Raw genomic sequence first — 25,735 nt, 5'->3', positions numbered from 1 at the left:
CAAGGAACGCTGCTGGGAGTGCGGAAGAAGATAGCAAGCCAGAAGGCGCCATCGGCAAAGCCGCTGTCGTCGACCGGGCCCTGAGAAGAGTGGGGCCCGCCGGCCGCGCTTGAGCGAGTCATGAAGACGCAGTCTTCTTGCCGCTCTACGCAAATGACCCCCGCTCCGGGGGCATGGAGCGAGGGCCGACTCAGCGTTCGTCACGCAGGCAGGAGGTGGAGAAACCATCCGGGCAACAGGGGGAAAAATCCCGAATGCCCCACATCCGCAAGCCACGCTCTAGGGATCGGAACCTGTCGCTTGCATGAATGAGCGGAAAGATTTGTTACTTTCGTCCACCTTTTTGCCGTGGATCGTTCCAGCGGAACGTGTTGTCGCTGACCGGTGCGCCGAACTTCTGGTTGGTCAGGCGGACGGTCGTCCGGTTGTTCTGGCTGTCGAGCATCACCCAGCCTTGCAGCATCATCCCGCCCGGCGCGCCGGCGCTCCGCACGAACACCAGTGTGATCCGGCCATATTCGGGGTGCTTCGGATCCTTTGCCTCGACCGACACGATCCGCGGATCATAGCCGGGAACGAGCTTGGCATAGCGCGTGATGTCGCGCGCCGGATCGAGCAGGATGCTGAGCGGTGAATTCTTGATCGGCCAGCGCTGCACCTGGTTCACCGAATAATCGATGAAGGTCAGCGCGCCGCCCTCCGCGACGATCAGGATCGGCACGCCCTTCTCGTACTGGAACCGCAGCTTGCCGGGCTTCTTCAGCGACAGCGCGCCCGTCAGCACCTTGCCGTTGCGATCCGCCTGCGAGAAATTCGCGGTCATCGTCTCGAGCGATTGCAGATGCTTCTGCACCGCGGCCAGATCACCGGTGGCTTGCGCGGCAAGCGGTGTGGGGACGGCAGCAATCGAAATCGCGGCGATCGTCGCGATCACCGCAGGGCGGGTATTGAACATCGAATTCTCCTTGGGGCGTCACCGTTGCCCGCCCGCGGTTGAACCGCCACTGAATTCGCCGAGTTCCGCTACAGCGTGATTGCGCCCTTCAGCCCGAGCACGGCGACGTCGTTCGCATCGTGCACGCCACCAGGATTATGAACCCACTGCACGTTCGGGCGCAATTCCAGCCACTTTGTCGGATGAACGCTGTAATAGATTTCCGACGCGTATTCGGCATCCTGTACCGCAGGCCTTGTCGGATCGAGCGCCTGCCCCTTCGCGACGCGCCCGTTCACGTTGGTCCGCGCCACGCCAAAGCCAAGGATGTCGCCCGGCCGCCACGGTACCAGCCCCTTGTAGAACAGCCCCGCCGCGATCTGGTTGTCGGTCGTCGAGGTTGCGCGATCGGCCTGCGTCGCGTTGAGGAACACGCTAAGCCCCGTCACCGACTTGCCGTCCTTCGACGTGCCGGTGACCTGTTGCTGGAGGTTGAAATATACGCCGTAACGCGCGTTGCGGCGGAGGGGTTCGAGCCCGGTGATCGCGATTGGCTGCCGGTTGACGTCGAAGAATACATCGTCGCCGTTGGACGTGTTGACCCAGCCGCCGACCTTGTACGCACCCACATGGCCTTCATCGTCGCCACGCCGCCATTCGGCCTCGACGGGGACCAATACGCCGGTCGCGCCGTGGAAATGTCCGATCACGAAATCGTTATCGAGATTGCGCGGGTTCACCTCGTACGCGGCGGTTTTCAGCGTTAGGTGATCGTTCACGTCGTAGCGCAGCCGCGCACCCCATTGGCTGATCGGCCAGTTCTGCCAGTAATCGCCGTTCAGATTGCCCGGCTGCGCGCCGCAGAAGCTGAGGTTCTGGAAATAACAGGAGAAGGCCGCGAAATCCTCACCAGGATTGGTGCGGCCCAGCTTTAGCTCCAGTTTGTCGCCGAGCTTCTGCTCGTACCAGAATTGCGTCAGGCGTACGGTCTGGCCGCGGCCATAGACTTCCTGCACCTGTTGCAGCACACCGAGATTGGCATCCGCGCCGAGATCGCGGCCTCGCCGGTATGTGACGGTTGCCTGAAAAGCGCCCCCCCGAAGGCCGACCACCTTGTCGAGATCGAGCAGCACGCCGACGTCGAACTGGCCGGTTTCGCGCAACAGCTTCCGGTCGCCGCCCGAGAAATTATACGCGCTTTCCGAGGCGTAGCGCGCGCTGATGCCGATGCCGCGCTCGGTCAGGCGCTTGCGGATGTCGAACCAGTCGGCGAACAGTCCTGGCGGCGGCGTGCGCTGCGTATCGGCGGTGAGCGCGGAGGGCGAGAGATCGCTGTCGCGGCGTACGCCGGAACGAGGGCGGTGCTGGGTATCGGTGGCGCTGCTGCCGGGGGTCTGCTTGGCGGTATCCTGCGCGGAGACCTGACCGGGTATGGCAAGCGCCAACGCTGCCGTTGCCGCCGCATAGAACCGCCGATACCCCATCACGCCCACCTGTTTATCGTAACTCGTATCAACCCCGTAGACCGGACGCCGGCTGTCCGAAACCCTCGACAAGTCAAAGGGACTTCGAGAATCCTCCCCCGCCAGGGGGAGGTGGCCGGCACTTGCCAGACGGAGGGGGAGGCAAGCGACGACCTCGGCTCCGTGTCCTCCCCTCCGTCACCTGCGGTGCCACCTCCCCCTGGCGGGGGAGGATCGAATCCGACGCTAGATCGCATGCCCCTCGGTATCGCGCAGCACTTCGCGCCGCCCGACATGATCCGGACGACCGACGATGCCGTCCTTCTCCATCCGCTCGATCAACCGTGCGGCCGAGTTGTAGCCGATCCGCAACTGGCGCTGGAGCCACGAGGTCGACGCCTTCTGTGATTCGCACACCAGCTGGATCGCCTGGCGGTATTGCTGATCCTCCGCCGAATCCTCACCGGTCGGCGAGCCCTCTAGCGCGAAACTCTCCTCGGGCTCTTCGGTCACCGACGAGATATAATCCGGCAGCCCCTGCGAGCGCCAGTGATCCGCCACCAGCCGCACTTCGTCGTCGGTCACGAACGGCCCGTGGACGCGCACGATGCCCTTGCCGCCGGGCATGTAGAGCATGTCGCCCTTGCCGAGCAGCTGTTCCGCGCCCTGCTCGCCGAGGATGGTCCGCGAATCGATCTTCGAGGTGACGTGGAAGCTGATCCGCGTCGGCAGATTGGCCTTGATGACGCCGGTGATGACGTCGACCGACGGCCGCTGCGTCGCCATGATCAGGTGGATGCCCGCCGCGCGTGCCTTCTGCGCGAGCCGCTGGATGAGGAACTCGACCTCCTTGCCCGCGGTCATCATCAGATCGGCCAGCTCGTCGACGATTACGACGATCTGCGGCAGCACGTCGTATTCGAGCTTCTCCTCCTCGTACATCGGCGCGCCGGTATCCGGGTGATACCCCGTCTGCACTTTCCGCCCGAGTGGTTGCCCCTTGGCCTTCGCGCCGCGCACCTTGTCGTTGAAGCCGGCGAGACTGCGCACGCCGACGGAGGACATCTGGCGATAACGATCCTCCATCGTCTCGACCGCCCATTTCAGCGCGCGCACCGCCTTGGCGGGATCGGTGACGACTGGCGACAGCAGGTGCGGAATGTCGTCGTACATGCTCAGTTCGAGCATCTTCGGATCGATCATGATCATCCGGCACTGGTTCGGCGTCAGCTTGTACAGCAGCGACAGGATCATGCTGTTCAACCCGACCGACTTGCCCGAGCCCGTCGTACCCGCGACCAGCAGATGCGGCATCGGCGCGAGATCGGCGATCACCGAATCGCCCGCGATGTTCTTGCCGAGGATGATCGGCAACTGCGCCGACTGGTCCTCGAACGTCTGGCTGCCGACGAGTTCGTGCAGGCTCACCGCCTCGCGCCGCGCATTCGGCAGCTCGATACCGATCACATTGCGCCCCGGGATCACCGCCACACGTGCGGAAATCGCGGACATGTTGCGCGCGATATCGTCGGCCAGCGCGATCACGCGGCTCGCCTTGATGCCCGGCGCAGGCTCCAGTTCGTACATCGTCACGACCGGGCCCGGCCGCACTTCGATGATCGATCCCTTCACGTGGAAATCGTCGAGCACGTTCTCGAGCAGCCGGGCGTTGCGCTCGAGCCCCGCTTTGTCGATCACATTGCCCTGGCTCGGCGGCGACGGGGTCAGCAGGTCGAGGCTCGGCAGCGTGAAGTTGTCGCGCAGGTCGAGCGACGACTGCCGCTCCTTGGGCTTGGCCTGCGACGGCGCGTTCTGGCGGTCCGCAATCACCGGGGCAGGCCGCGGGTCCGGCTCAGCCACGGCACGCGGCTCGACCGGCTTGCGCGTCAACGTCAGCGGTTCGTCGTCGTCCTCGTCGATCTCCGCAAAGCCGTCATAGCCGAGCGCCTCGGTGCGATTGCGGCGGGGGAGGCGCCATTTGCGTTCGCCGAGATCGATCTCGATGCTCTTGCCCCAGACGATCGCGCCCGCAATCGCCGCGACCAGCCCGATTGCGCGCGCGGACCAGAGTTCGGCGACCGGCTGGCCGATGAAGCTCAACGCCCAGTGCACTGCGCTGGAGACCGACAGGCCGATCACGCCGCCCCAGCCGGCGGGAAGCGCGAGCACCGACGTGCCGGATACGAACGCCAGCGCGCTCGCCATCAGCGCGACGCCGATCGCCGCGCCGCGCACCATCCGCAGCCAATGCCCGAGAGGCGCGTCGCGCCACAGTCGCATGCCGAGGATCGGTCCGATCGGGAGCATCAGCGCAACCGCCGGCCCGAACAAGGTCAGCGCGATATCGGCGAACCATGCGCCCGGCGGTCCGACCAGATTGGCGGGGTAGCCGCCCGATGCGGTGTTGAGCGCAGGGTCGCTCGGGTGATAGCTCGCCAGCGCCAGCGCCATCAGCAGCGTGCCGACGAACAACGCGATCGACGCGATCAGCGCGCCGCTGCGGACGGCGCCCGCCTTCACCGTCTCACGCCACAAGGCTGGCTGCGCGCGGCTGGCCATGACCCATATTCTCCAGAATCACTTCAAGGTTGAAATTCAACCCAAGGTTGAAAATTCATCGCGCCGGGCAGCTTCGACGTCAAGCATCACGCTGAAACACGGGTTAAGCTGCGCCGGGATCGTCGTTGGCAGCGACCGGCTGGCGGGATAAAGCGGGTTCATGGACACAGATGTAATCATCCTCGGTGGCGGGTTGGTCGGCGCGACGCTCGCCGTGGCGCTCGACGTGCACGGCATCTCAACGATCGTAATCGACCCCGCCGACCCCGCGGTGACGCTGGCGCCCGGCTTCGACGGCCGCGCGTCTGCCGTGGCGAGCGCGAGCCACCGCATGCTCGATGCGATCGGCATTGGCGCGACATTGGCGGGGCAGGGCTGTGCGATCCGCCAGATCCGTGTCAGCGACGGGCTGGAGCCGGGCGCGCTCGATTTCGTCCCCGCCGCCGACGATGGCGCGCTCGGCACGATGTACGAGAACAAGCTGCTCCGTCGCACTTTGTTCGACGCCGCGACCGCCGCGCAGCATGTCGACCTGCGCATGAAGACGCGCGCGATCTCGGTCGATCGTGCCGAATCGGGTGTCACCGTCACGCTGGATACGGGCGACGTCGTCCGCGCACCGCTGCTGATCGCTGCGGAAGGCCGTAACTCGCCAACCCGCGACGCTGCCGGGATCACGATCGCGCGCTGGTCGTACGATCACGCCGCCATCATTGCCGCGTTCCACCACGAACGCTCGCACGAGGACGTCGCGTACGAGATCTTCTATGCAAGCGGCCCGTTCGCGCTGCTCCCGCTTCCCGACGATGCAGACGGCCACCGCTCGGCGATCGTCTGGACGGTCGACGCGAAGAACGCCCCCGGCATGCTCAAGCTCGGCGACCGCGCGTTCCTCGCCGAAGCGGAAAAGAGCATGGGCGGCTTCCTCGGCACGCTGTCGATGGCAACTCCGCGCTCGTCCTACCCGCTAGGCTTCCACCACGCCGCCCGCATCACCGACACCCGGCTCGCGCTGGTCGGCGACGCAGGCCACGGCATCCACCCGATCGCTGGACAAGGGCTCAACCTCGGCTTCCGCGACGTCGCGACGCTCGTCGAGGTCCTGGTCGAGGGCAAGCGCCTCGGCCTCGACCTCGGCGACGCGGCGCTGCTCGCCCGCTACCAGCGCTGGCGCGGGCTCGACACGTTCATGACCGCGGCCGCCACCGACACGCTCACCCGCCTGTTCGGCCTCCCCGGCAAGACCGCCAGCGCCGTGCGTCGGTTCGGCATCAGCGCGGTCAACGCGATCCCGCCGCTGAAGGACCGCTTCATGGCCGAGGCACGTGGCGAGTCTGGTGCCCTGCCTAAGCTGTTGCAGGGCATGACGGTCTAGTCCGTCGTGACCGATCCGGCCTTCCGACGCGAACAGCGCGGCGTAGGTGTCCGGATAGCCGGTGCCGTGCTCGTTACCGCGGCGGTCATCGCCGCATCCTTGGCTTTCGGATCGCCCGCCGCGATTTCCAATCGGCTGGCGGTCGCGATCATGGTGGACCTGGTGGTCGTCGCTTGGCTGGCCGCCGGCATTGCCAACGTCGCGCGCCTGCGGTTCCTGTCGCCCGTCGATATTGCCGGGGGCGGCCGAACGGACGCCAGCGTCGCGGTCCGCGATGCCTCCGCGATTCTGCAAAATACGCTGGAGCAGGTCGTGCTCGCGATCCCAGTGCATATCGCCGCCGCGGTGGTGATCGATCGGTCCATGACGCTGCTGGTCGCGCTCGGCCTGATCTTCACGATCGGCCGCATAGCCTTTTGGCGAGGCTATTCCGGCGGCGCACAGGCCCGCGCTTTCGGCTTCGCTGACCTTCTATCCAACGCTGGCTACGCTGCTCACGGTCGCAGTATCCGCCGTAATCGCGATGCCCAGCTTCACGAGCTAAACGCGTTCGATCTGTCGATCGTGAACGCGCGACAATAAAAGCAGCGCGATCGAGGCACCGACAAGGCACATCAGCATGTCCCACTGCGTATCCCACGGATCGCCCTGAGTCCCCAGGAACGCGTCGGCACCCTGGCCGAGCGAGACTGCGGCACCAAACTCGATCAGTTCGTACAGCGCGCTTACGCTGAGACAATAGGACAGCACGGTAATCGCCAACAGCCGGCGCGAGGTGATGGCCCCGGTCCGCACGAGCACTTCGCGCAAGACGATCGCCGGCACGAAGCCCTGCATCAGATGACCGAACCGATCATAGGGATTGCGCGCGAGGTGCAGCCAGTCCTGCACGGCGAAACCGATCGGGACGCGGGCATAGGTGTACGCACCACCCTGCATCAGGACCAAGCCGTGCAGTGCGATCAGCACGAGCGCGAGATCGGAAAAGCGGAACCGGTGGCGCAGCGCGACCAGTATTGGAAAAGCAATCAGGACAGGTGCGATTTCCATCCACCATGTCGCACGATCCGCCGGTGACCATCCCGACGCGATAAGTCCCACTGCCCAAACCGCGCCCAATATTGCCAGGCGGCGGTCAGTCGACATCATGCTTCGGGCGCGATTCCATCGATCCGCCGCGCTTCCTCGACCAGCATGACGGGCACGCCATCGCGGATCGGATACGCCAAGCCGGCCGCCTCCGAGATCAGTTCCTGCGCCGCTTCGTCATAGCGCAGTGGCGTGCGGGTCATCGGACAGACCAGGCGTTCGAGCAGCCAGGGATCGAGCTGGCTCACTGCAACGTCACCGATTCGTCGCCGTCATGCCGCCCGAAGAACTGCATCAGCTGGATGATTAGCTCGGCGCGCTGCTCGATATCCGGCGCCTCGAGCAACGCCTGTTTTGCGGCTGCGTCGAACGGCGCGATCTGGGCGATGCCGTTTACCAGGCTCTCATCATCGAGCCGCGCGACCGCATCCCAATCGACCGCATAGCCCTGCATGTCCGCGAAACGACGCGACTCCAGCTCCAGCGATGATCGCCGCCCGAGCGACAGCGCGTCGTCCTCGATCAATGGCAGCAATTCCGCTTCGACCTGCCGGAACGCGGTCGTCACGTCCAACTCGCGGACGATCCGGAACAGCGCGATGCCCTCCAGCACGACGTTGTAGCGCCCATCGTCGAGCGCCTCGACCTCGGCGATCTTGCCGACGCAGCCGATGTCGTACAGCGCATCCGCATCGTCATTGGGTCCGCCCCGCGGCTGGATCATCCCGATCCGCCGGTCACGCGCCATCGCGTCGCTGATCATCGCCCGGTAGCGCGGCTCGAACATGTGCAGCGGCAGGTGCATGCCGGGGAACAGCAGCGCCCCCGGCAGCGGGAAGATCGACAGGCGCGTGGTGGCGCGCGGGGGGGCGGACTCGGTGGTCATCCGAACAGGATCGCAGACAGACGGCGTCGCTGTCCAGACACCCACGGATCTTCGAGCCCGACGACTTCGAACAGCTTCAGCAACTGCGTCCGCGCCGCGCCCTCGTTCCAGTCGCGTTCGGTCGCGATGATGCCGAGGAAGGTGTCCGCGGCTGCATCGCGGTCGTTCGCGGCCATCTGGCCGTTGGCGAGCGCAAACCGGGCGCCCAGATCATCGGGATTGGCTTCGACCGCAGCAAGCAGCGGCGACAGGTCCGCGACCGGCGGGGCCGACTGTGCGAGCGCAAGTGCGGCCTGCGCACGGGTGATCGCGGGATCCTTGGCGATCGCCGGATCGAGGTTCGCCAGCCAGTCCGCCGCCTCGTCGAGCTGCCCGGTCGCGACCAGCGCACGGACGAAGCCGGCATGGACCTGCGGATGCTCGGGCGCGATCTCGGCGATCTCGCGGAAAACCCCGAGCGCACGCTCGCCGTCACCCGCCGCCAGCGCTTCTTCGCCCACCGCGATCAGCGGCTCGATATCGGGCGCCGCGTCGGCCGGCCCGGCCTCGATCGGCAACTGCTTGAGCAACTGATCGAGGATCACGCGCAGCTGTGATTCGGTCCGCGCGCTGGTCATGTCGGCGACCAGCTGGCCCTGGAACATCGCATAGACAGTCGGGATCGACTTGATCTGGAATTGCGCGGCGATGAACTGGTTCTTGTCAGTATCGACCTTCGCCAGCACGACACCCTTGTCGGCGTAATCCGCGGCGACCTTCTCCAGCGTCGGCGTCAGCGCCTTGCACGGCCCGCACCATTCCGCCCAGAAATCGATGATCACGAGGCTCGTCATCGACGGTTCGACGACGTCGCGACGGAACGCTTCGACGGCGTCCTTCTCCGCGGGGGACATTCCAAGCGTGGCCAAGTTCAACTCCCGTGTAATCTGACGCGCTATCTGGGGCGCGCATGCGGCGAATGCCAGCTTTAGAGCACCGCGTTCGAAATACCACGGTGTGGCGGCAGAGCCGTTGAAGCGGCCTGTCAATCCTCGGTCCGTCACCGTCGGTACAGCCCGTCAGCCCGTCAGCTCGTCCCTGTCAGCCCGTCCCTCAAGATCGTTGCCTCAAGATCGTTGCCCCGTCACCGCCCACCCCGTCACCCCAGCGAAAGCTGGGGTACCTCACGTGGCACGCGAAGGGCGCCACACGGTGAGACCCCAGCTTTCGCTGGGGTAACGGAGCGATTCTTTTGTGAAATCTCGATCCAAACCCCTGGTTGTCGAGCCTCAATGAAAGTCGCGCGACTTGGGCAGGACACGCACGTCGCGCGGATGGGCAGCGCGCGGGTCCGGGCTGCGCGTCAGCACCGGACGGATCACCTCGTCGACGCGCGCGAGCGGCGGCTCCAGCGCATGATCCTCCGACAACAGTCGCAGCATGTCGCTGCGATCCTGCACGCGCGACGTCATCAGATGCGTCACGCCTTCCTCGCTGCGCTGGATCACGCCTTCCAGCACCATCAGTCGTGATGCCATCACCGCGCGGCGGTTCGCCTCGAAATCGCGCGCCCACATCAGCCCGTTGGTGACCCCGGTCTCGTCCTCGATCGTCACGAAGATCGCATTGCCCTTGCCCGGCCGCTGGCGGACCAGCACTACGCCTGCCACCTTCGCGCGCCGCCCGTCCTTGGTCGCGTTGGCCTGCGCGCTCGACAGGATTCCCTCGGCGGCGAAGTGCGGCCGCAGGAACGCCATCGGGTGCCCCTTCAACGACAACCGCGTCGTCTGGTAATCCGCCGCCACCTGCTCGGACAGCGGCATCGCCGGCAGATGCGCGTCGGGCTCCTGACCGAGTTCGGGTACTTCGGCGGCGGCGAACAGCGCGAGTTGCTTCGGGGGAGTCCGGCGTACGTCCCACAAAGCCTCGCGCCGCTCCTTCGCGACCGATCGAAAAGCGTCGGCATCCGCCAGCAGGTTCATCGCCCGCTGCGGCAAATTCGCCCGCCGCACGAGATCCTCGATCCCGGCGAACGGCCCGCCCGCTCGCGCCTCGACGATCGCCTCCGCCCAATCCTTGCGAAACCCATCCACCTGCCGAAACCCCAGCCGCAAATCCTCCCCGGCACGGGGAGGGGGACCATCCGCAGGATGGTGGAGGGGGGGCGCCACAAACGTCCCGCTCCGAAGGGTGGCCGCAGCAAACGCAACGTCCGGAACAGTGGCAGTCGCAAATGCAACGTCTGCGGAAGCCCCCCTCCACCCCGCTTCGCGCGGTCCCCCTTCCCGTGGCGGGGAGGATAAGCTGTTATCCCACACGCTCGCATTCACATCCACCGGCAGCACGGTAACTCCGTGCTCCACCGCATCCCGCACCAGCTGCGCCGGCGCATAAAACCCCATCGGCTGCGAATTGAGCAGCGCACAGCAGAACACCGCCGGGTGAAAGCATTTGATCCACGACGACACATACACCAGCCGCGCAAACGACAGCGCATGGCTCTCCGGAAACCCGTAGGACCCAAACCCCTCGATCTGCTTGAAACAGCGTTCGGCGAATTCACGCTCGTAGCCCCGGTCGACCATGCCCTCGACCATCTTCGCATGCAGATTGCCGATCGTGCCGACATTGCGAAACGTCGCCATCGCTTTCCGGAGCTGATTGGCTTCGTCGGGCGTGAACCCCGCCGCGACGATCGCCAGCTTCATCGCCTGTTCTTGAAACAGCGGCACGCCATAGGTCGCACCAAGCAGTGTTTTCAGTTCGTCCTGGGGCCCGTGCTCGGGCGCAGGAGAAGGATATTCCGCCTTCTCCTTACCCGCGCGCCGCCGCAGATAAGGATGCACCATATCGCCCTCGATCGGCCCCGGCCGGACGATCGCCACCTGCACTACGAGATCGTACAGTTTACGTGGTCGCAACCGCGGCAGCATATTGATCTGCGCACGGCTCTCGACCTGGAATACGCCGATGCTGTCGCCCTTGCACAGCATGTCGTAGACTAACGGATTCTCGTCGTTGGCGACCGTGTTCAGCAGGTGATCGCCAAGATCGTGCGCGCGCATCAGATCAAAGCTCTTGCGGATGCAGGTCAGCATTCCAAGAGCGAGAATATCGACCTTCATGATCTTCAGTTCGTCGATGTCGTCCTTGTCCCATTCGATGAACGTGCGGTCCTTCATCGCGCCATTATGAATCGGCACGGTCTCGTCGAGCCGCCCTTGCGTCAGCACGAACCCGCCGACATGCTGAGACAGATGCCGGGGGAATTTCAGTAGGCCGGTAACGATCGTCCGCAGTCGTGCGATCTCTGGATTGTCGATGTCGAACCCGGTCTCGCGAAATCGACGATCGTCGAACTTGTCCGAGAAACTGCCCCACACCGTGCTCGTCAGTCGCTGCGTGACGTCATCGGTCAGCCCCAGCGCCTTGCCGACTTCGCGCACGGTGCTGCGCGAGCGATAATGGATGACGGTCGCCGCGATCGCTGCCCGGTGTCGACCATAGCGACCGTAGATATACTGCATGATCTCCTCGCGGCGTTCATGCTCGAAATCGATGTCGATATCGGGCGGCTCGTCGCGTTCGCTCGAAACGAACCGTGAGAAGAGCAGGTCGTATTTCATCGGATCGACCGAGGTCACGCCAAGCAACCAGCACACCGCGGAATTGGCGGCCGACCCCCGGCCCTGGCACAAGATCGGCGGATCGAGCGACCGTGCATGCCGGACGATATCGTGCACGGTCAGGAAATAATGCGCGTATTTTCGCTCCCGGATCAGCGGCAGTTCTTCGGCCAGCAGGCGCACCAGCCGCTCGGGAACGCCGTCCGGAAATTTCTCGCGCGCGGCGGACCAGCTGAGCTCCTCGAGCCAGTCCTGCGCCTCCCATCCGTCGGGAATTGGCTCGTGCGGATATTCATACGAGAGCTGGGTAAGATCGAAATCGATCCGTTCCAGCAGGCGCAAGCTTTCGGTCGCCGCATCTGGCCGGTCTCCGAACAGCCGCGCCATTTCTCTGCCGGGTTTAAGATGGCGTTCCGCATTGGCGGCAACCAGCTTGCCCGCATTCTGTACGGTGACGCCTTCGCGAATGCAGGTAACGATGTCATGCAACGGGCGGTCGTCGGGATCGGCGTATAGCGCGTCGCATGTCGCCAGCAGCGGCACGTCTAACGGGTCGGCGATCCGCGCGAGCCTCTTGAGCCGCCGACGATCTCTACCCCCGCGCGGCATCGTCACGCCCAGCCAAAGCCGACCGTGCAGGATCCGCGCAAGCAGGGCCAGCGTTGACTTCAAGCTCGGATTCCGTCGTGGCGGCGGCAACAGGGTTGGCTTCAGCGGAGTCGAGTCGTGTGCGCTGGTTTCGGGCAAGACGATCAGCAACAGGCCATCTGCATGCCGCAGCAGATCCCCCAGACCGAGAATGCAGCCGCCTTTTTCCGCCCGCAGATTGCCGACCGTCAGCAGCCGCGTCAGCCTACCCCAGCCGGCACGCGTCTCGGGATAGGCGACAATGTCCGGCGTGCCATCCGCAAAGATCAGGCGCGCGCCGACCACCAGCTTGAAATCGATGTCGGGCAGGCCGAGCAGATCGAGGTCCGCCCGTTTTTCGCGCAGCGCCTTGTGCGCGCGCACTACGCCGGCCACCGTGTTGCGGTCGGCAATCCCGATCCCGGCATGATCTAGCCTGATCGCCTCGCCGACCATATCCTCGGCGTGGCTCGCTCCATCCAGAAACGAGTAGTTGGTCGCGGCGACCAGTTCGGCGAACCCCGTCATGGCGCCGGCACGGTCACGCGAAGACGCCGTGGAGGTACCAGCGCGGCGCCTCCATCTCGGAATACAGGCCGTGGCGGAAGATCCAGAAGCGGCGGCCGCGACGGTCCTCTATACGGTAGTAATCGCGGGTCGGGATGTCCTGGCGACGCCACCACTCGCCGGCGATCCGCTCCGGCCCCTCGCTGTGCGCGACGTCATGCACGGTACGGCGCCAGCGGAAGCGGTGCGGCGGGCCGTCGGGTACCTCGGCCATCATCGATTCGATCGGTTGTGGCGGATCGAACAGGTAGATCGGCCGCAGCGGCGGTTCGCCGGTTTCGGGCGCGATCCACGGCGTCGGGGCAGGGGCCTCGGCGGCGGGCAGCATCAACTCGGCCTGTTCAGGGATATGGCTGTCGCGCGCCGAGAACCGGCGCACGCGCGTCCGGCCCAGCCGCGTGCCGAGTTGGTCGATGAGCTGCGCGACCTCCCCTTTCTGCGCCTCGCCGCCCTCCAGCTTCAACTGCGACGCATCGAGCTTTTCGGCGAGCGCCACGTCCAGCCGGACCAGATCATATCCGAACCCAGGGTCGAGTGGATCCGCGAGACTGTCGATCCGCTCGCGGAACAGCCGCATTAGCAGCGCTACGTCACGCGTCGGCTGGCCGGTCTCGATCCGAAGACGTTGGACCAGACCATCTGCGCGAAAGAGGCGAGCCTCCCACCGACGCCCACCTTCATGCCGTTCGCTCAGCTGTTCCGCAGCTTCGGTGGCAAGCTCCGCCAGCATTTCCAGCGCATATTCGGTGCGCGCGATCGGCTCGGCGAAGCGGCGCTCGACACCGATCTTCGGCACGGTGCGCCGCGCGACGATCGGCCCCTTCACCGATCCGTCGAGTCGGCGGATCATCATCGCCGCCTCTTCGCCGAATCGCGCCGCGATCGTCGCGAGCGGGCGCGCCATCACCTCGCCGATCGTCTTGAGCCCGGCACGCGACAAGGCGGTGGTCGCATCCTCGTCGAGCCCCAGCGCTGCCACCGGCAACCGCTTCACCGCCCGCTTTTCATCCGGGGCAGGGGCGCCAGCGAACCGCGCCAGCGCGCGCGCAGTATCGGGCGTGTCGCCGAACGCATGCCGCACCAGCACGCCCCGCCGCGCGAGTCGCTCCTCCAGATCGGCCGCCAATCGCCGCTCGCCCTCGAATTCGTGCACGCACCCGGCGATATCGAGGATCAGCCCATCGGGTTCGTCGAGCGCGACCGATGGCGTGTAGCGCTGGCACCCGTCCGCCAGCCGCTCGAGCCATTCGTGATCGGCATGCGCATCATGCTCGTACACCTCCAGTTCCGGCACCCGCGCGCGCGCATCGGCCAGCGTCAGTCCCGGCTGGAGCCCCGCCCGCACCGCCTCGCGGTCGAGCGCCTTCAGCCGCACCCCGCCCGAAACCGTCTCGACGAACGCGATCGGCGTCTCAGCCCGTCCGACGAACAAATGGGGTCGCATCGTCCGCAACCGCTCGATCGGCAGCCATGGAAACACCAGCGCCAGGTAGCGCCGCGGGATTACCAGAGGCGAAGGCGGTTTGGTCGAAGATATACGAGTCACGGTCCCACTCCACACGCCAGCGAAGCCCGGCCTGGCCTCCGCGTCGACGCAGCAATTCGATGTCGAAGGCAGGTTTGCCCGGTGCGTCGGCCTCCAGCGGGCGCGAACGACACGCCGCCACCTGCCAGCGCGACGCCGCCGCACTCGGCACCGGCTCGGCACCGATACGAAGACTTAGGATCGTCACGCCCGAGGCTTCGGCGGCCAGCATCAGCCGCCGCGTCGCGGTCAGGTCGATCCCCGGCGCACGACCCCAGGATTCCATGATCATCGTGCCAAGCCCGTGGCACCGCGCGGCGTCGGCGGCAGCACGCAACAGGCTCGCCTCGTCCTCCACCAGTCCCAGCACCAGCGACGACACGTCCAGCCCCATTTCGACCAGCCCGGTCGCATGCAGCCGCCCGCCCTGGCGCTCGCTCGCCTCGGTTCGTAGCCACATCATCGGTGCCGCGCGCGCCGCCAATACCGACGCCACGGCAAACCCCGCACCGCTCGCAGCATCGTCGACGCTGGAGAAAATCTCGTGCAACTGCGCCGTTGCCAATCCTTGCGTCAGCCACGCATCGACCGGGCGGTCGTCGCCCTGAGTCGGCATCCCAGTGGTGGCGATCCGCTTCAGGCGGGCAATCAAGGCGGACGACTCGTTCACAACTGTTCTTGTAATGTTCTATATATGGAGTCGGCAAGCGGAATCTCGCATTGGCTCGCCGCTTTGTGCGCCGCACAACAAACTTGGCGAATTTCACGCCAAAGTTGAAAAGGTGCTTGCCGTCCTCGAAACCCCGGGCTAACAGCGCGCCTCACCCAGTCACCGTGTCGCTTCAGACCGGAGACTACGGCGCCAGAGCGGGCGTAGCTCAGGGGTAGAGCACAACCTTGCCAAGGTTGGGGTCGAGGGTTCGAATCCCTTCGCCCGCTCCAGTCGCTGCCAGAGAATGGCAGCGACTTTGCCGAGGTCGACATCCCGGTGTTTCCTAAACCTATCGGTATTCTCTAAATCATCGCCAAGCTGTCCCATGTCGCGCTACACGTCTGCGCATGACCATCAGAATCGGAATCGGCGGCTGGACCTACGAGCCGTGGCGCGGGACCTTCTACCCTGAGAAATGGCCGCAGAAGCGCGAGCTCGATTACGCCGCCGAGCACGTCACCGCGATCGAGATCAACGGCACCTATTATGGCAGCCAGAAGCCCGCCACCTTCGCCTCCTGGGCCAAGTCGGTGCCGGACGGGTTCGTCTTCACGCTAAAGGCGTCGCGCTACTGCACCAACCGCAAGGTGCTGGCCGACGCCGGCGAATCGATCGCCAAGTTCACCGGGCAGGGGATCGTCGAGCTCGGCGACCGGCTCGGGCCGATCCTGTGGCAGTTCATGGCGACCAAGAAGTTCGACGCCGACGATTTCGCCGCGTTCCTGAAACTGCTGCCCACCAAGCAGGACGGGCTAGCGCTGCGCCACGCGATCCAGGTCCGGCACGAGAGTTTCGCGGTGCCTGAGTTCGTAACGATGTGCCGCGATGCCGGCGTCGCGATCGTCTACGCCCAATCCGCCGAATACCCCGCGATCGCCGACATCACCGGCGACTTCGTCTACGCGCGGCTGGAGGACGCCGAGGAGCGCTTCGTTGCCGGCTACGCGCCAACCGCGCTCGACGACTGGGCGGCCAAGACGAAGATCTGGGCAGCCGGCGGACGCCCCGACGGCTTGCCCTATGTCGAGGACGCCGCGCCCAGGAAGCACAAACGCGAGACGTTCGTGTTCTTCATCAACGGCGCGAAAGTGCGCGCGCCGCAGGCCGCGATGGCGCTGATCGAGCGTGTGTCCGCGTAAAACGCTGCGCGGCAGCCCCGATCGCTTCGTCCGCTCACGTCCTGAGCCGGTCATTCGGTGTGTTGTGCGCCTTGCCCGAGAGCCGTCAATCGTATCTATATCATCACGGTAGCATGCCGACGTAAATGATATGCGGGGCTCTAGTATGTTTGAAGAATTTGCAGTTTGGGCAAAGATTAATCCACGCTTGGCTATTCGTTACGTTGGATTTCGAAACTTAGAGAATAGCCAATTTTGGATAGCTTACGGAAATTTCGTAAGTGATCACAATCAGGAAGATGAACTAACCGAGCTTGATGCAAATAATTTGGTATGTGCCAATGCTACGTTGGATAGTTTCTTGAACATGCTGCCATCCGATGATCAGGATTGGAATCCTAGCATCGCGGAAGCGCTGGCTTATTTCCGCGCCAATAATGACCATTAATAGGTTTTTTGAATCGAAAGCCGCCGTTCCGCTTTCCTCTCAACCCAGACGTTGGCGGCGAACTTGTTCGAGCGCATCGTCGAAGCCCGTGTGTAACGGCGCGTCACAGTCGAAACGCAGGTCCGTTCGGTAAGAGAAATAGACGCCGCGTTCGCTGGCGCATGCCTCAGACTCCCGAAGTGTCCGAAGCAGCGTCGGTTGCGGGCGCTTCCGCCACCGGCGCAGGAATTACCACCGGTGCCGGCTGAGGCTGGCCAGCTTGGCCGATCAGCGCGGTATTCTCGATCACGTCGAGCGCCTGGCGAGCCACCACGTAGCGCCGCGCCGCATCCATCCAGTTGCCCGCCTGTGCCGCACCCGGCAGCCGCGCCACTTCGGCGCGCGCCGCCTCGACCTGACCCGCCCCCAGCAGCCGCCGCGCACGTGCGAGACGGTCGGCGGGCATCGGCGAGGGCGTGCCCGCCTTGCGCAGCACCACCAGCGAATCGATCTGGTGCTGGATCGTGTCGAGCCAGCCTTCGCCGGTCGAACTCGTGATGTCCGGCGCGATCGCGTCGAGCCCCTGGCGCAGATCCTCCAGCGTCACCGGCTGGCGTGCCGCCTGGATCAGCGTCGTCGTCGCACGCGGCTGGGCCTGGCCGAACCGCAGCCGCAACTGCTCCTCCAGATAGCCGAGACCGACCCCACGATCGAGCGCACGCCGCGCGGCAAACGCCACCAGCAGCCCTTCCGCGCGCGTCGCCTGGCCACCGGCGGCGGCCGCATCGGTGGTAATCGCCGCGGTGCGCGCCTCGAGCACGGTCAACTGCCCGGCCAGCGTCGCCTCGCGCGTCGCCAGCACGGCGGTGTCGATCGGTGGCGCTGCCTGCGGCTCGCCGTTCGGGCCGAGCGGTTGCGACGGAATATAGCCCGAATTGCTGCTCGCCAGCTTCTGCCCGGCGGGCGTCGAGCCCGCGCCCGTATGCAGCCCGGCGAACCAGGGCATCGTCTTCACGGCATAGCCCATCAGTCCGAGCCCCGCGACGAAAGCGAGCCCCACCAGGGCAATGATGACACCCATTTTGGGTCCGCGTGCCCGTGGGCGATCGGTCGGCACGTAGTCGCTCATGGCACGCTTATCCCCGCCGCGCACCGGATGGTCAATCGCGCGTGTGTTCGCAGGTGCGGCATGAGGCGGGGCGGGTGGCTGCACCACGTGTTCGGCGGTACCGCGAGCAACGGCGCGCGCCGCCCGCGCGGCGGCGAGCGAGACGAGCGCGGGATCGCTCGGTTGCGGCGCGATCGAGACTGCGGCCCAGCCTTTGCCCGCGGCCTCGCCGACCGCGCGACTGATCGCGACGATCTCGATCCGCGCCCGATCCGCACCCCCGTCGACGATGCCTCCCAGCCGGGCAGCCGCACGCGCGGAATGCACCAGCACTACGGCATTCTCGAACGATCGCCCGATATCGGCATCGAGCGGCACGGCATCGCTCGCATAGACCGTGACCGCGTCGACGCCCGCGCCGTCACCAATCCCATCAAGGGTAGCATCGCTCGACGCCCGCTCGCGCCCGGCCAGATGGAGCAACCGCGCGAACCCCCGATCCCGCGCCTCGGCCACCACCGCGCGTGCATCCTCGCTGCCCGTCACTGCGACCGCAAACCCGGCCTCGCTCGCCGCCGCCGCCGTCGCCGTGCCGACCGCGACGACCGGCAGCCGCTTGAACAGGTCCAGCCCCCCGCCGCCGTGCCGCACCGCGTTCGCGCTCGTCAGCAACAGCCCGTCGAACCCGGCGGGGTCGGGCGCGGTCCAGTCGACCGGCGCCACCGCGAACAGCGGAACCTGCCGCACTTCCAGCCCCACCGCGCGCAAGGCGTCGGCGGTGCGCGTGTTGCCCGGTTCCGGCCGCAGCACCACGACCGGCCTCATGCGGAAAACAGCCGCCTGACGCTGGCCGGCGCACGCGCGAGCAGATCCTCCGCGAGCGCCGTTCCGAGATCGTCGTCGACCGTGCCCTCGATTGATCCCGCGACGTCGCACGCGCCATCCTCGGCGATCAGCTCGGCGCGCAACGTCAGCGTCTCGCCCGCGAGCGAGGCCAGCGCCGCGACCGGCGAATGGCAATCCGCGCCCAGCCGCGCCAGCAAGGCACGCTCGGTCAGCACGCACGCACTCGTGTCGCAGTGGTCGATCGCCGCGATGATCTCGCCCGCCGCGCTTCCGGCGAGCACCTCGACCCCGACCGCGCCTTGGGCGGGCGCGGGCAACATCACGTCGGTCGGGATCGCATGGCCGTCGTCGCGCCCGAGCCGGTCGAGTCCGGCGGCAGCGAGCAACGTCGCATCCATCTCGCCGCTCGCCACCCGGCCGAGCCGCGTATCGACATTGCCGCGGATCAGCACGATCTCCAGGTCGGGCCGCAGCCGCAGCATCTGCGCGCGCCGCCGCGGCGAACTCGTGCCGACGACTGCGCCCTGCCGCAAATCGGCGAGCGTCTCCGCCCCGATCAATCGGTCGCGGACGTCGGCGCGTGGCAACATCGCCGCGATCCTCAGCGTCTGGGGACGGATCGTCTCGACGTCCTTCATCGAATGCACCGCGCAATCGATGTCGCCATCATGCAGCGCGCGATCGAGCTCCTTGGTCCACAGCGCCTTGCCGCCGATCTCGGCCAGCGCGCGATCCTGCACGCGGTCGCCGGTGGTGCGGATCACGACGATCTCGACCATGTCGGGCGACCAGCCATGCGCCGCGCACAGCGCATCGCGCACCATCCCTGCCTGGGTGAGGGCGAGCGGCGAACCGCGCGTACCGAGCCGAAAACGAGTCATCCTGCGCGCCATGCAGAAAGGGCGGGGCTTCGACAAGCTTCGCGCACCCATATACAGAGCCATGATGATCATCCTCGGCATCGAATCCTCTTGCGACGAAACCGCCGCCGCTCTCGTCACCGGCGACCGTCAGGTCCTCGCGCACCGGCTGCTGGGTCAGGAAGCCGCGCATGCCCCGTTCGGCGGCGTCGTCCCTGAAATTGCCGCGCGCGCGCATGTCGAGGCACTCGAGCCCCTGATTGTCGCGGCCTTGGCCGACGCGAAGCTGACGCTCGCCGATGTCGATGCGATCGCCGCGACCGCCGGGCCGGGGCTGATCGGCGGCGTCATGGTCGGGCTCGTGACGGGCAAGGCTTTGGCGCACGCCGCGGGAAAACCGCTGATCGCGGTCAACCATCTCGAAGGCCATGCGCTCTCGCCGCGGCTGTCTGACCCCGACCTCGAATTTCCGTACCTGCTGCTGCTCGCGTCAGGCGGCCATTGCCAGCTGCTGCTGGTCGAAGGCGTCGGCGCGTACCGGCGGTTGGCGACGACGATCGACGACGCCGCGGGCGAAGCCTTCGACAAGACCGCCAAGCTGCTCGGTCTCGGTTTCCCCGGCGGTCCGGCGGTCGAACGCGCCGCCGCGCTCGGCAACCCGAAGGCAGTCCCGCTACCACGCCCGCTGAAAGGCTCGGCCGAACCGCATTTCTCGTTCGCAGGCCTGAAAAGCGCGGTCGCGCGCGTCGTCGGCCAATATTCGCCCGAGGACCTCGCCGCCTCGTTCCAGGCCGCCGTGGTGGATTGCCTGATCGACCGCACCACCAAAGCGCTGCGGACCGCGCACGGCGCCACCGCGCTCGTCGTCGCCGGCGGAGTTGCGGCAAACACCGCGGTGCGCAGCGCGTTGCAGAAGCTTGCCAGCGAACACGGCCTCCGCTTCGTCGCGCCGCCGCTCTGGCTCTGCACCGACAACGCGGCGATGATCGGCTGGGCCGGCGCCGAGCGCTTCGCCGCCGGGCTCACCGACCCGCTCGACGTCGCCGCGCGCCCACGCTGGCCACTCGACCCGAACGCCGAAGCGGTGCGTGGTGCAGGAGTGAAGGCATGAAGATTGGCGTCATCGGCGGCGGCGCCTGGGGCACGGCGCTCGCACAGGTCGCCGCGCATGAAGGTCGCGACGTCGTCCTCTGGGCACGCGAAACCGCGGTCGTCGAGTCGATCAACGCGCACCACGAGAACATCCTTTTCCTCGCCGGCGTAGCCCTCTCCCCGACGATCCGCGCGACCGACGACCTCGCCGCACTCGCCGACATGGACGCGATCCTCGTCGTCGCGCCCGCGCAGCACGTCGGCAGCGTCCTCGCCGCCGCCCCGGTCGGCCGCATCCCGCTCGTCCTGTGCGCCAAGGGTATCGAGGCCGGCAGCAAGCGCCTCGTCGGCGAAGTCGCGCGCGCCGTTCACCCGGACGCATCGATCGCCGTCCTCTCCGGCCCAACCTTCGCGCACGAGGTCGCCGCCGGCTTGCCCACCGCCGTGACGCTCGCCTGCGAAGATGCCGACCTCGGCGAACGCCTTGCCGCGCGTCTGGCAGCGCGTCATTTCCGTACCTACGCCTCGACCGACGTCGCCGGCGCGGAGATCGGCGGCGCGGTGAAGAACGTCCTCGCGATCGGCTGCGGCGTCGTCGAAGGGGCAGGGCTCGGCCAGAACGCCCGCGCGGCCCTGATCGCACGCGGCTTCGCAGAAATGACTCGCTTCGGCCTCGCCCGCGGTGCTCGCGCTGAAACGCTCGCGGGGCTGTCGGGGCTGGGCGACCTCGTCCTGACCTGCTCCTCGACCAGCTCGCGCAATTTCTCGCTCGGCGTCGGTTTGGGGAGAGGCGACTCCGCCGCGACGCTGCTCGCTGATCGCCGGACGGTAGCAGAAGGCGCCTTCACCGCCCCCGTCCTCCGCGAAGCCGCGCGAGATGCCGGCGTCGACATGCCCATCACCGAAGCCGTTTGCCGCCTGTTGGAAGGCGCCCCGGTCAGCGACGTGATCGGCGACCTCCTAGCGCGCCCACTGAAAGGCGAGGCAGGCTAACCCAAAATTGTTTCCCCGCGAAGGCGGGGACCCAGACTGGGCTCCCGCCTTCGCGGGAGAACAAGGGGACTGACCTCTCGATCCTCCCCCGCCAGGGGGGGGCACCTAAGGTGACGGAGGGGGAGGACACGGAACCTACGTTGCTCTTACCTCCCCCTCCGTCTGGCAAGAGCCAGCCACCTCCCCCTGGCGGGGGAGGATCAGAGATTACCGCAACACCCGCGCCGCCAGCCCGGAGCAATTGGCATCCCCCGCCGTCGGCCCCTGTTTCCCGGTAATCGCCCGCCCGATCGCCTTGAAGATATTTCCCACCGACTTCACCTCCTGCGGGATCGTCACATGTGGCCGCTCGATCGTCCCCGTCATGTACGCGGACCCCGGCAACCGCAGCAGCGCGTGCTGTTTCGGCGTGCCCGTCAGCCGGATGTCCAGCGTCTCCCCCGGAAACACCACGCTCCCGGCCCCCCGCAACTGACTGGCGGTCGTATCGACGATCATCGGATTGATCCGCCCGCGCCCGCCCGTCACGTCGAGTTTCAACACCACACACCGCAACCCCGCCCGCTCGCCGTCCTTCGCTAGCAGCGCCCGCGCCGCATCGAACCCCAGCGCGGCGGCGATCCCCTGCGGCAAGTGCCCGTCGCGCGCGACGAATCCGATCGTCCCGTTCGACCGCCCGACCGCCGCGCGGATCGTCTCGCCCGGCCCCTTCAGCCGGACCCGCGCACTCACGTTGCCGCTGAAATCGCCCCCACCGCCCGCGATATCCTGAACGCTACTCCCGCGCAGCCTGAGGTCGATATCGACCGTCGGCACTTTCCGATCGCCGCGCTGATCGACCGTCACCTTGCCCGTGACATTACCATGTGGCAGCCGCGCGACCAGATCGCTCAGCGTCAGCAGCTGGTGATCGATCGCCAGCGTGCCCTTCGCGGACAGGATCGGCGACTTGCCCTTGCCACTGACGATCCGCCCGATCCGAAACCCCATCCGCGCGTCCGTCGTATCGATCTTGCCGATATCGATCCGCGTGTTCGGCACCAGCCGCGGCCCGATCCGACGTTCCAGCGCGGCGCCCTCGGCCTTGCCCTCGTCCGACGCCAGATCACCGAAATCGAACTGCCGCGAGACGATATCGCCATCGACCTTGCTGCGGCCGGCCTGCTTGTCGACCGTCACGTGCCCCGCGAAATCAGAGCGCCCGACCACGCCCTTCAGCCGCGTGATCGTCCATTTCGGCTGGTCGTGGCGGACGTGCGCGCTGAACGACACCGGCTGCGTCCGGAACAGCCCCGCTTCGATCACCGCGTCGATCAGCTTCAGATCGGTCGCGCGTGCGGTCACGTCGAGGCTCATCGCGTCGGTATCGAGCGGCTTGTCCATCTGGCCCTTGGCGGCAATCGAAAGAGCATCGCCATCGATCGACGCGGTGAACGGCCACGGTTTCTCCTGGAATTTCTCCACCGAAGGCCCCGCGACCGCGATCCGCACCGCCGCCCCGCGGATCGTCCCCGACCCGTTCGCGCGGATGCCGTGCATCGGATCCGACACGAACCGCGCGGTGACGAAGCGGTCCTGCTTGTCGTCGCGATACTCGATCACGCTGTCGCTGATCGTCAGCCCGTCGAGATCGGTCGAACTCCCGCCGCCCTTGGGCTTGCCCGGCCGTTCCCAGTTGGTCCGGCCATGCTTGTCGCGCACCAGCACCAGATGCAGCCCGCGCGCCTTCACGTCGCGCGGCCCGAATGCGCCTTTAAGCAAGCCCATTCCAGAGAACGTCGCCTCCGCCTCGCGCAACTGCACGAAATCGCCTTTGCCCGCCCAGTCGGCCTGCGGGATTCGCACGTTCGTGATCCGGATCGTCGGATTGAACCCGAACGCGTCGACCCGCTCGATCCCGCCGATCGTCACTGGCCGCCCGAACCGCGTGGTCAGCTGCCGCTCGATCACGCCTTTCAGCGATCCCCACGGAAACGCGGCCAGCCCCACCAGCCCCAGCACGAGCACGCTCACGACAACGATGCCGGTGATTTTCACCCAGCGTTTCTCGAAGAATCCCCTCATCATGGCGGCGACGCGCCGCTGGGGAAATCGTTCCGCCTGCGTCAGGATCGCTGCCGCAGATTTCGTAGCGGGGGGGCAACCAATACACCACCCCGGCGGAGGCCGGGGCCCAGTTGGGGAACGTCGCTAATGAAGGGTAGCGCTACGTTACGACCACCTTTCCAACTGGGCCCCGGCCTCCGCCGGGGTGGTAAGGTAAGTCGAGCCCCTCAGAAATCGATCGCCATGCCCTTCAGCTCCCAATCGCCATAGCGCGTAGGATCACGCGGCTCGGGGTCCTTGTCGGGCACGATCGCCTCCGGTTTCGGCACCGGCGTATTCTTCGCCAGATACTCGGGTGGCTTCAGATGATCGGGGCGCTGGCCCATCGCGGCTCTCCGGATTTGCGTGTTGGCGTCGTAACCGCCACATGGGCCCTGTCGCGCCGCTTTGCCATAACAGCCGCGCGACAAACCGAACGCGAAGGACCTTCATATGCCCGACTATACCCACGCCCCCGAGCCGCTCGGCGTCCCGACCCGCCGCGCCGCGCTCCGCCTGCTCGACGCCGTCCTGCGTCGCGGCGAGTCGCTTGAATCCGCGCTCCCCGCTGCAACGCGCGCGATCCACGGTCCCGATCGCGGTCTCGCGCATGCGATCGCTGCCGAGACGCTGCGCCGCCTGCCCGATCTCGACGCGATGATCGACTCGGTCACCAAGACCAACCTGCCCGACGATGCGAAGGCGCGGATGGCGTTGCGGATCGCGCTAGTCCAGGTGCTGATCCTCGGCACCCCATCGCACGCCGCGATCTCGACCGTGTTGCCGTTGGTCGACGGCGGTCCGCGCAAACTGGTCCACGGCGTGTTCGGCACGCTGTTCCGCGCCAACATGCTGCTCCCCGAGGTGCCGACGCTGCCGGCCCCCGTCGAACTGCGCTGGGAAGCCGCGTGGGGCGAGGAGATGGTCGACGCCGCCGGCCGCGCGATCGCGCAGGTACCGCCGCTCGACCTGACGATCGCCGACCCGTCCGAGACCGAAGGCTGGCGCGAGAAACTCGGTGGCGAGAGCTTCATGTCCGGACACCTGCGCCTCGGAGACCACGACTCGGTCCCCGACATGGCAGGGTTCGGCGACGGCGCCTGGTGGGTCCAGGACATCGCCGCCTCGCTCCCCGCGCGTCTGCTGGGGAAAGGGGAGGGCCATGTCCTCGATCTCTGCGCGGCGCCCGGCGGCAAGACGCTGCAACTCGCGAGCGCCGGCTGGACCGTCACTTCGGTCGACAATTCGCAGAGCCGCATCAAGCGCCTACGCGAGAATCTCTACCGCACGCATCTGAAGGCCGAGGTCGTCAACGCCGACATCCTCGAATGGGCGCCCGCCGAGCCCGCCGACGCGATCCTGATCGACGCGCCGTGCAGCGCCACGGGCATCTTCCGTCGCCACCCCGACGTCCTCCACCGCGTCCGCCCCTCGATCATCGCCGAAACCGCGGCGTTGCAGGCGCGGATCTTCGCAAGGGCGGCGGACTGGGTGAAGCCCGGCGGCACGCTCGTCTACGCAACCTGCTCGCTAGAACCGTCGGAAGGCGAAGCGCAGCTCGACGCGTTCCTGTCCGCTCGCAGCGACTACACGATCGCCCCGGTCGACCAGTCCGAACTCCCCGCCGGCATCACGCCAACCGAAACCGGCGCCATCCGCACGCTCCCCGGCATGCTCGCCGACCAAGGCGGCTGCGACGGTTTCTTCATCGCAAGATTGACGCGCGCCTAAAATCCTCCCCCGCAAGGGGGAGGTGGCTGGCACTCGCCAGACGGAGGGGGAGGGGGCGATACCGCAGGTTGCGAGTTCCTCCCCATCCGTCCCCTTCGGTGCCACCTCCCCCTGGCGGGGGAGGATACAAACC

The 25,735-nt window shown here is 66.6% G+C and carries 22 protein-coding genes and 1 tRNA gene; 9 read left to right on the top strand and 14 right to left on the bottom strand.

Translation table 11 applies throughout. The features are described 5' to 3' along the window. Positions 1–325 precede the first annotated feature (325 nt). From AC3D24_RS13115 to AC3D24_RS13105, 3 genes are all read right to left on the bottom strand, one after another. Positions 326–955, bottom strand: a complete 630-nt coding sequence (locus AC3D24_RS13115) for a LolA family protein (RefSeq protein WP_489031289.1) — start codon at positions 953–955, stop codon at positions 326–328. Positions 956–1,023: 68 nt separating this feature from the next. Next, positions 1,024–2,418, bottom strand: a complete 1,395-nt coding sequence (locus tag AC3D24_RS13110) for a carbohydrate porin (protein WP_489033147.1) — start codon at positions 2,416–2,418, stop codon at positions 1,024–1,026. Positions 2,419–2,643: 225 nt separating this feature from the next. Beyond that, positions 2,644–4,956, bottom strand: a complete 2,313-nt coding sequence (locus tag AC3D24_RS13105; protein WP_489031287.1) for a DNA translocase FtsK — start codon at positions 4,954–4,956, stop codon at positions 2,644–2,646. Between AC3D24_RS13105 and AC3D24_RS13100 the strand changes: the two genes are divergently transcribed. Genes AC3D24_RS13100 through AC3D24_RS13090 form a run of 3 tightly spaced genes read left to right on the top strand, consistent with a single transcriptional unit; the run spans position 4,955 to position 6,913 of the window. Then, a complete protein-coding gene (locus tag AC3D24_RS13100; RefSeq protein WP_489031285.1) occupies positions 4,955–5,107 on the top strand; it encodes a hypothetical protein in 153 nt (50 codons plus the stop codon). The two genes, AC3D24_RS13105 and AC3D24_RS13100, sit on opposite strands and share 2 nt — an antisense overlap. 9 nt (positions 5,108–5,116) lie before the next feature. Then, the gene (locus tag AC3D24_RS13095) at positions 5,117–6,331 is read left to right on the top strand and encodes a UbiH/UbiF/VisC/COQ6 family ubiquinone biosynthesis hydroxylase (protein WP_489031283.1); all 1,215 of its coding nucleotides are present in this window, start codon (positions 5,117–5,119) and stop codon (positions 6,329–6,331) included. Positions 6,332–6,337: 6 nt separating this feature from the next. Then, positions 6,338–6,913: an MAPEG family protein gene (locus tag AC3D24_RS13090; protein WP_489031281.1), complete on the top strand. Its 576-nt coding sequence runs from the start codon at positions 6,338–6,340 to the stop codon at positions 6,911–6,913. Here AC3D24_RS13090 and AC3D24_RS13085 read toward each other — a convergent pair. From AC3D24_RS13085 to AC3D24_RS13055, 7 genes are all read right to left on the bottom strand, one after another. After that, positions 6,872–7,477 carry a DUF2238 domain-containing protein gene (locus AC3D24_RS13085; protein ID WP_489033146.1) on the bottom strand — a complete coding sequence of 202 codons (606 nt, stop codon included), beginning with the start codon at positions 7,475–7,477 and terminating at the stop codon, positions 6,872–6,874. The two genes, AC3D24_RS13090 and AC3D24_RS13085, sit on opposite strands and share 42 nt — an antisense overlap. Next, the gene (locus AC3D24_RS13080; RefSeq protein WP_489031279.1) at positions 7,477–7,668 is read right to left on the bottom strand and encodes a Trm112 family protein; all 192 of its coding nucleotides are present in this window, start codon (positions 7,666–7,668) and stop codon (positions 7,477–7,479) included. Before AC3D24_RS13080 ends, AC3D24_RS13085 begins: the two co-directional genes overlap by 1 nt. Next, positions 7,665–8,306: an LON peptidase substrate-binding domain-containing protein gene (locus AC3D24_RS13075; RefSeq protein WP_423324278.1), complete on the bottom strand. Its 642-nt coding sequence runs from the start codon at positions 8,304–8,306 to the stop codon at positions 7,665–7,667. Before AC3D24_RS13075 ends, AC3D24_RS13080 begins: the two co-directional genes overlap by 4 nt. Beyond that, complete coding sequence (locus tag AC3D24_RS13070) at positions 8,303–9,199, bottom strand: tetratricopeptide repeat protein (RefSeq protein WP_489033145.1); 897 nt, start codon at positions 9,197–9,199, stop codon at positions 8,303–8,305. The genes AC3D24_RS13075 and AC3D24_RS13070 overlap by 4 nt, the downstream gene beginning before the upstream one ends. A gap of 375 nt (positions 9,200–9,574) precedes the next feature. Beyond that, a complete protein-coding gene (locus AC3D24_RS13065; RefSeq protein ID WP_489031278.1) occupies positions 9,575–13,066 on the bottom strand; it encodes an error-prone DNA polymerase in 3,492 nt (1,163 codons plus the stop codon). A gap of 13 nt (positions 13,067–13,079) precedes the next feature. Further along, positions 13,080–14,549, bottom strand: coding sequence for a Y-family DNA polymerase (locus AC3D24_RS13060; RefSeq protein WP_489033144.1), 1,470 nt, complete (start codon positions 14,547–14,549; stop codon positions 13,080–13,082). Further along, positions 14,518–15,300, bottom strand: coding sequence for an ImuA family protein (locus tag AC3D24_RS13055; RefSeq protein ID WP_489031276.1), 783 nt, complete (start codon positions 15,298–15,300; stop codon positions 14,518–14,520). The genes AC3D24_RS13060 and AC3D24_RS13055 overlap by 32 nt, the downstream gene beginning before the upstream one ends. A gap of 197 nt (positions 15,301–15,497) precedes the next feature. Between AC3D24_RS13055 and AC3D24_RS13050 the strand changes: the two genes are divergently transcribed. The 3 genes from AC3D24_RS13050 (at position 15,498) to AC3D24_RS13040 (ending at position 16,908) form a co-directional block, all read left to right on the top strand. Next, positions 15,498–15,572, top strand: a tRNA-Gly gene (locus AC3D24_RS13050). A gap of 117 nt (positions 15,573–15,689) precedes the next feature. Beyond that, positions 15,690–16,481, top strand: coding sequence for a DUF72 domain-containing protein (locus AC3D24_RS13045; protein ID WP_489031274.1), 792 nt, complete (start codon positions 15,690–15,692; stop codon positions 16,479–16,481). Positions 16,482–16,626: 145 nt separating this feature from the next. Further along, positions 16,627–16,908, top strand: coding sequence for a hypothetical protein (locus tag AC3D24_RS13040; protein WP_489031272.1), 282 nt, complete (start codon positions 16,627–16,629; stop codon positions 16,906–16,908). A 166-nt stretch (positions 16,909–17,074) separates the two neighbouring features. Here AC3D24_RS13040 and AC3D24_RS13035 read toward each other — a convergent pair whose 3' ends face one another. After that, complete coding sequence (locus AC3D24_RS13035) at positions 17,075–18,820, bottom strand: uroporphyrinogen-III synthase (RefSeq protein ID WP_489031270.1); 1,746 nt, start codon at positions 18,818–18,820, stop codon at positions 17,075–17,077. Continuing rightward, positions 18,817–19,722: a hydroxymethylbilane synthase gene (gene hemC / locus AC3D24_RS13030; protein ID WP_489031268.1), complete on the bottom strand. Its 906-nt coding sequence runs from the start codon at positions 19,720–19,722 to the stop codon at positions 18,817–18,819. The genes AC3D24_RS13035 and hemC overlap by 4 nt, the downstream gene beginning before the upstream one ends. Positions 19,723–19,783: 61 nt before the next feature. Here hemC and tsaD point away from each other — a divergent pair, with 61 nt between their 5' ends. Then, positions 19,784–20,812, top strand: a complete 1,029-nt coding sequence (gene tsaD / locus AC3D24_RS13025) for a tRNA (adenosine(37)-N6)-threonylcarbamoyltransferase complex transferase subunit TsaD (protein ID WP_489031266.1) — start codon at positions 19,784–19,786, stop codon at positions 20,810–20,812. Next, positions 20,809–21,786, top strand: coding sequence for an NAD(P)H-dependent glycerol-3-phosphate dehydrogenase (locus tag AC3D24_RS13020; RefSeq protein WP_489031264.1), 978 nt, complete (start codon positions 20,809–20,811; stop codon positions 21,784–21,786). The genes tsaD and AC3D24_RS13020 overlap by 4 nt, the downstream gene beginning before the upstream one ends. 207 nt (positions 21,787–21,993) lie before the next feature. On the opposite strand, the gene AC3D24_RS13015 is transcribed toward AC3D24_RS13020, so the two are convergent. Both AC3D24_RS13015 and AC3D24_RS13010 read right to left on the bottom strand, forming a co-directional pair. Further along, the gene (locus AC3D24_RS13015; protein ID WP_489031262.1) at positions 21,994–23,850 is read right to left on the bottom strand and encodes an AsmA family protein; all 1,857 of its coding nucleotides are present in this window, start codon (positions 23,848–23,850) and stop codon (positions 21,994–21,996) included. A 209-nt stretch (positions 23,851–24,059) separates the two neighbouring features. Continuing rightward, positions 24,060–24,218, bottom strand: a complete 159-nt coding sequence (locus AC3D24_RS13010; protein WP_082441494.1) for a DUF1674 domain-containing protein — start codon at positions 24,216–24,218, stop codon at positions 24,060–24,062. Between the two features lie 106 nt (positions 24,219–24,324). On the opposite strand from AC3D24_RS13010, the gene AC3D24_RS13005 reads away from it, so the two are divergent. Then, the gene (locus tag AC3D24_RS13005; protein WP_489031260.1) at positions 24,325–25,602 is read left to right on the top strand and encodes an RsmB/NOP family class I SAM-dependent RNA methyltransferase; all 1,278 of its coding nucleotides are present in this window, start codon (positions 24,325–24,327) and stop codon (positions 25,600–25,602) included. Positions 25,603–25,735 lie beyond the last annotated feature (133 nt).

Source organism: Sphingomonas sp. SL1004, assembly GCF_057815015.1.
This window is presented reverse-complemented; position numbering and strand designations above follow the sequence as displayed.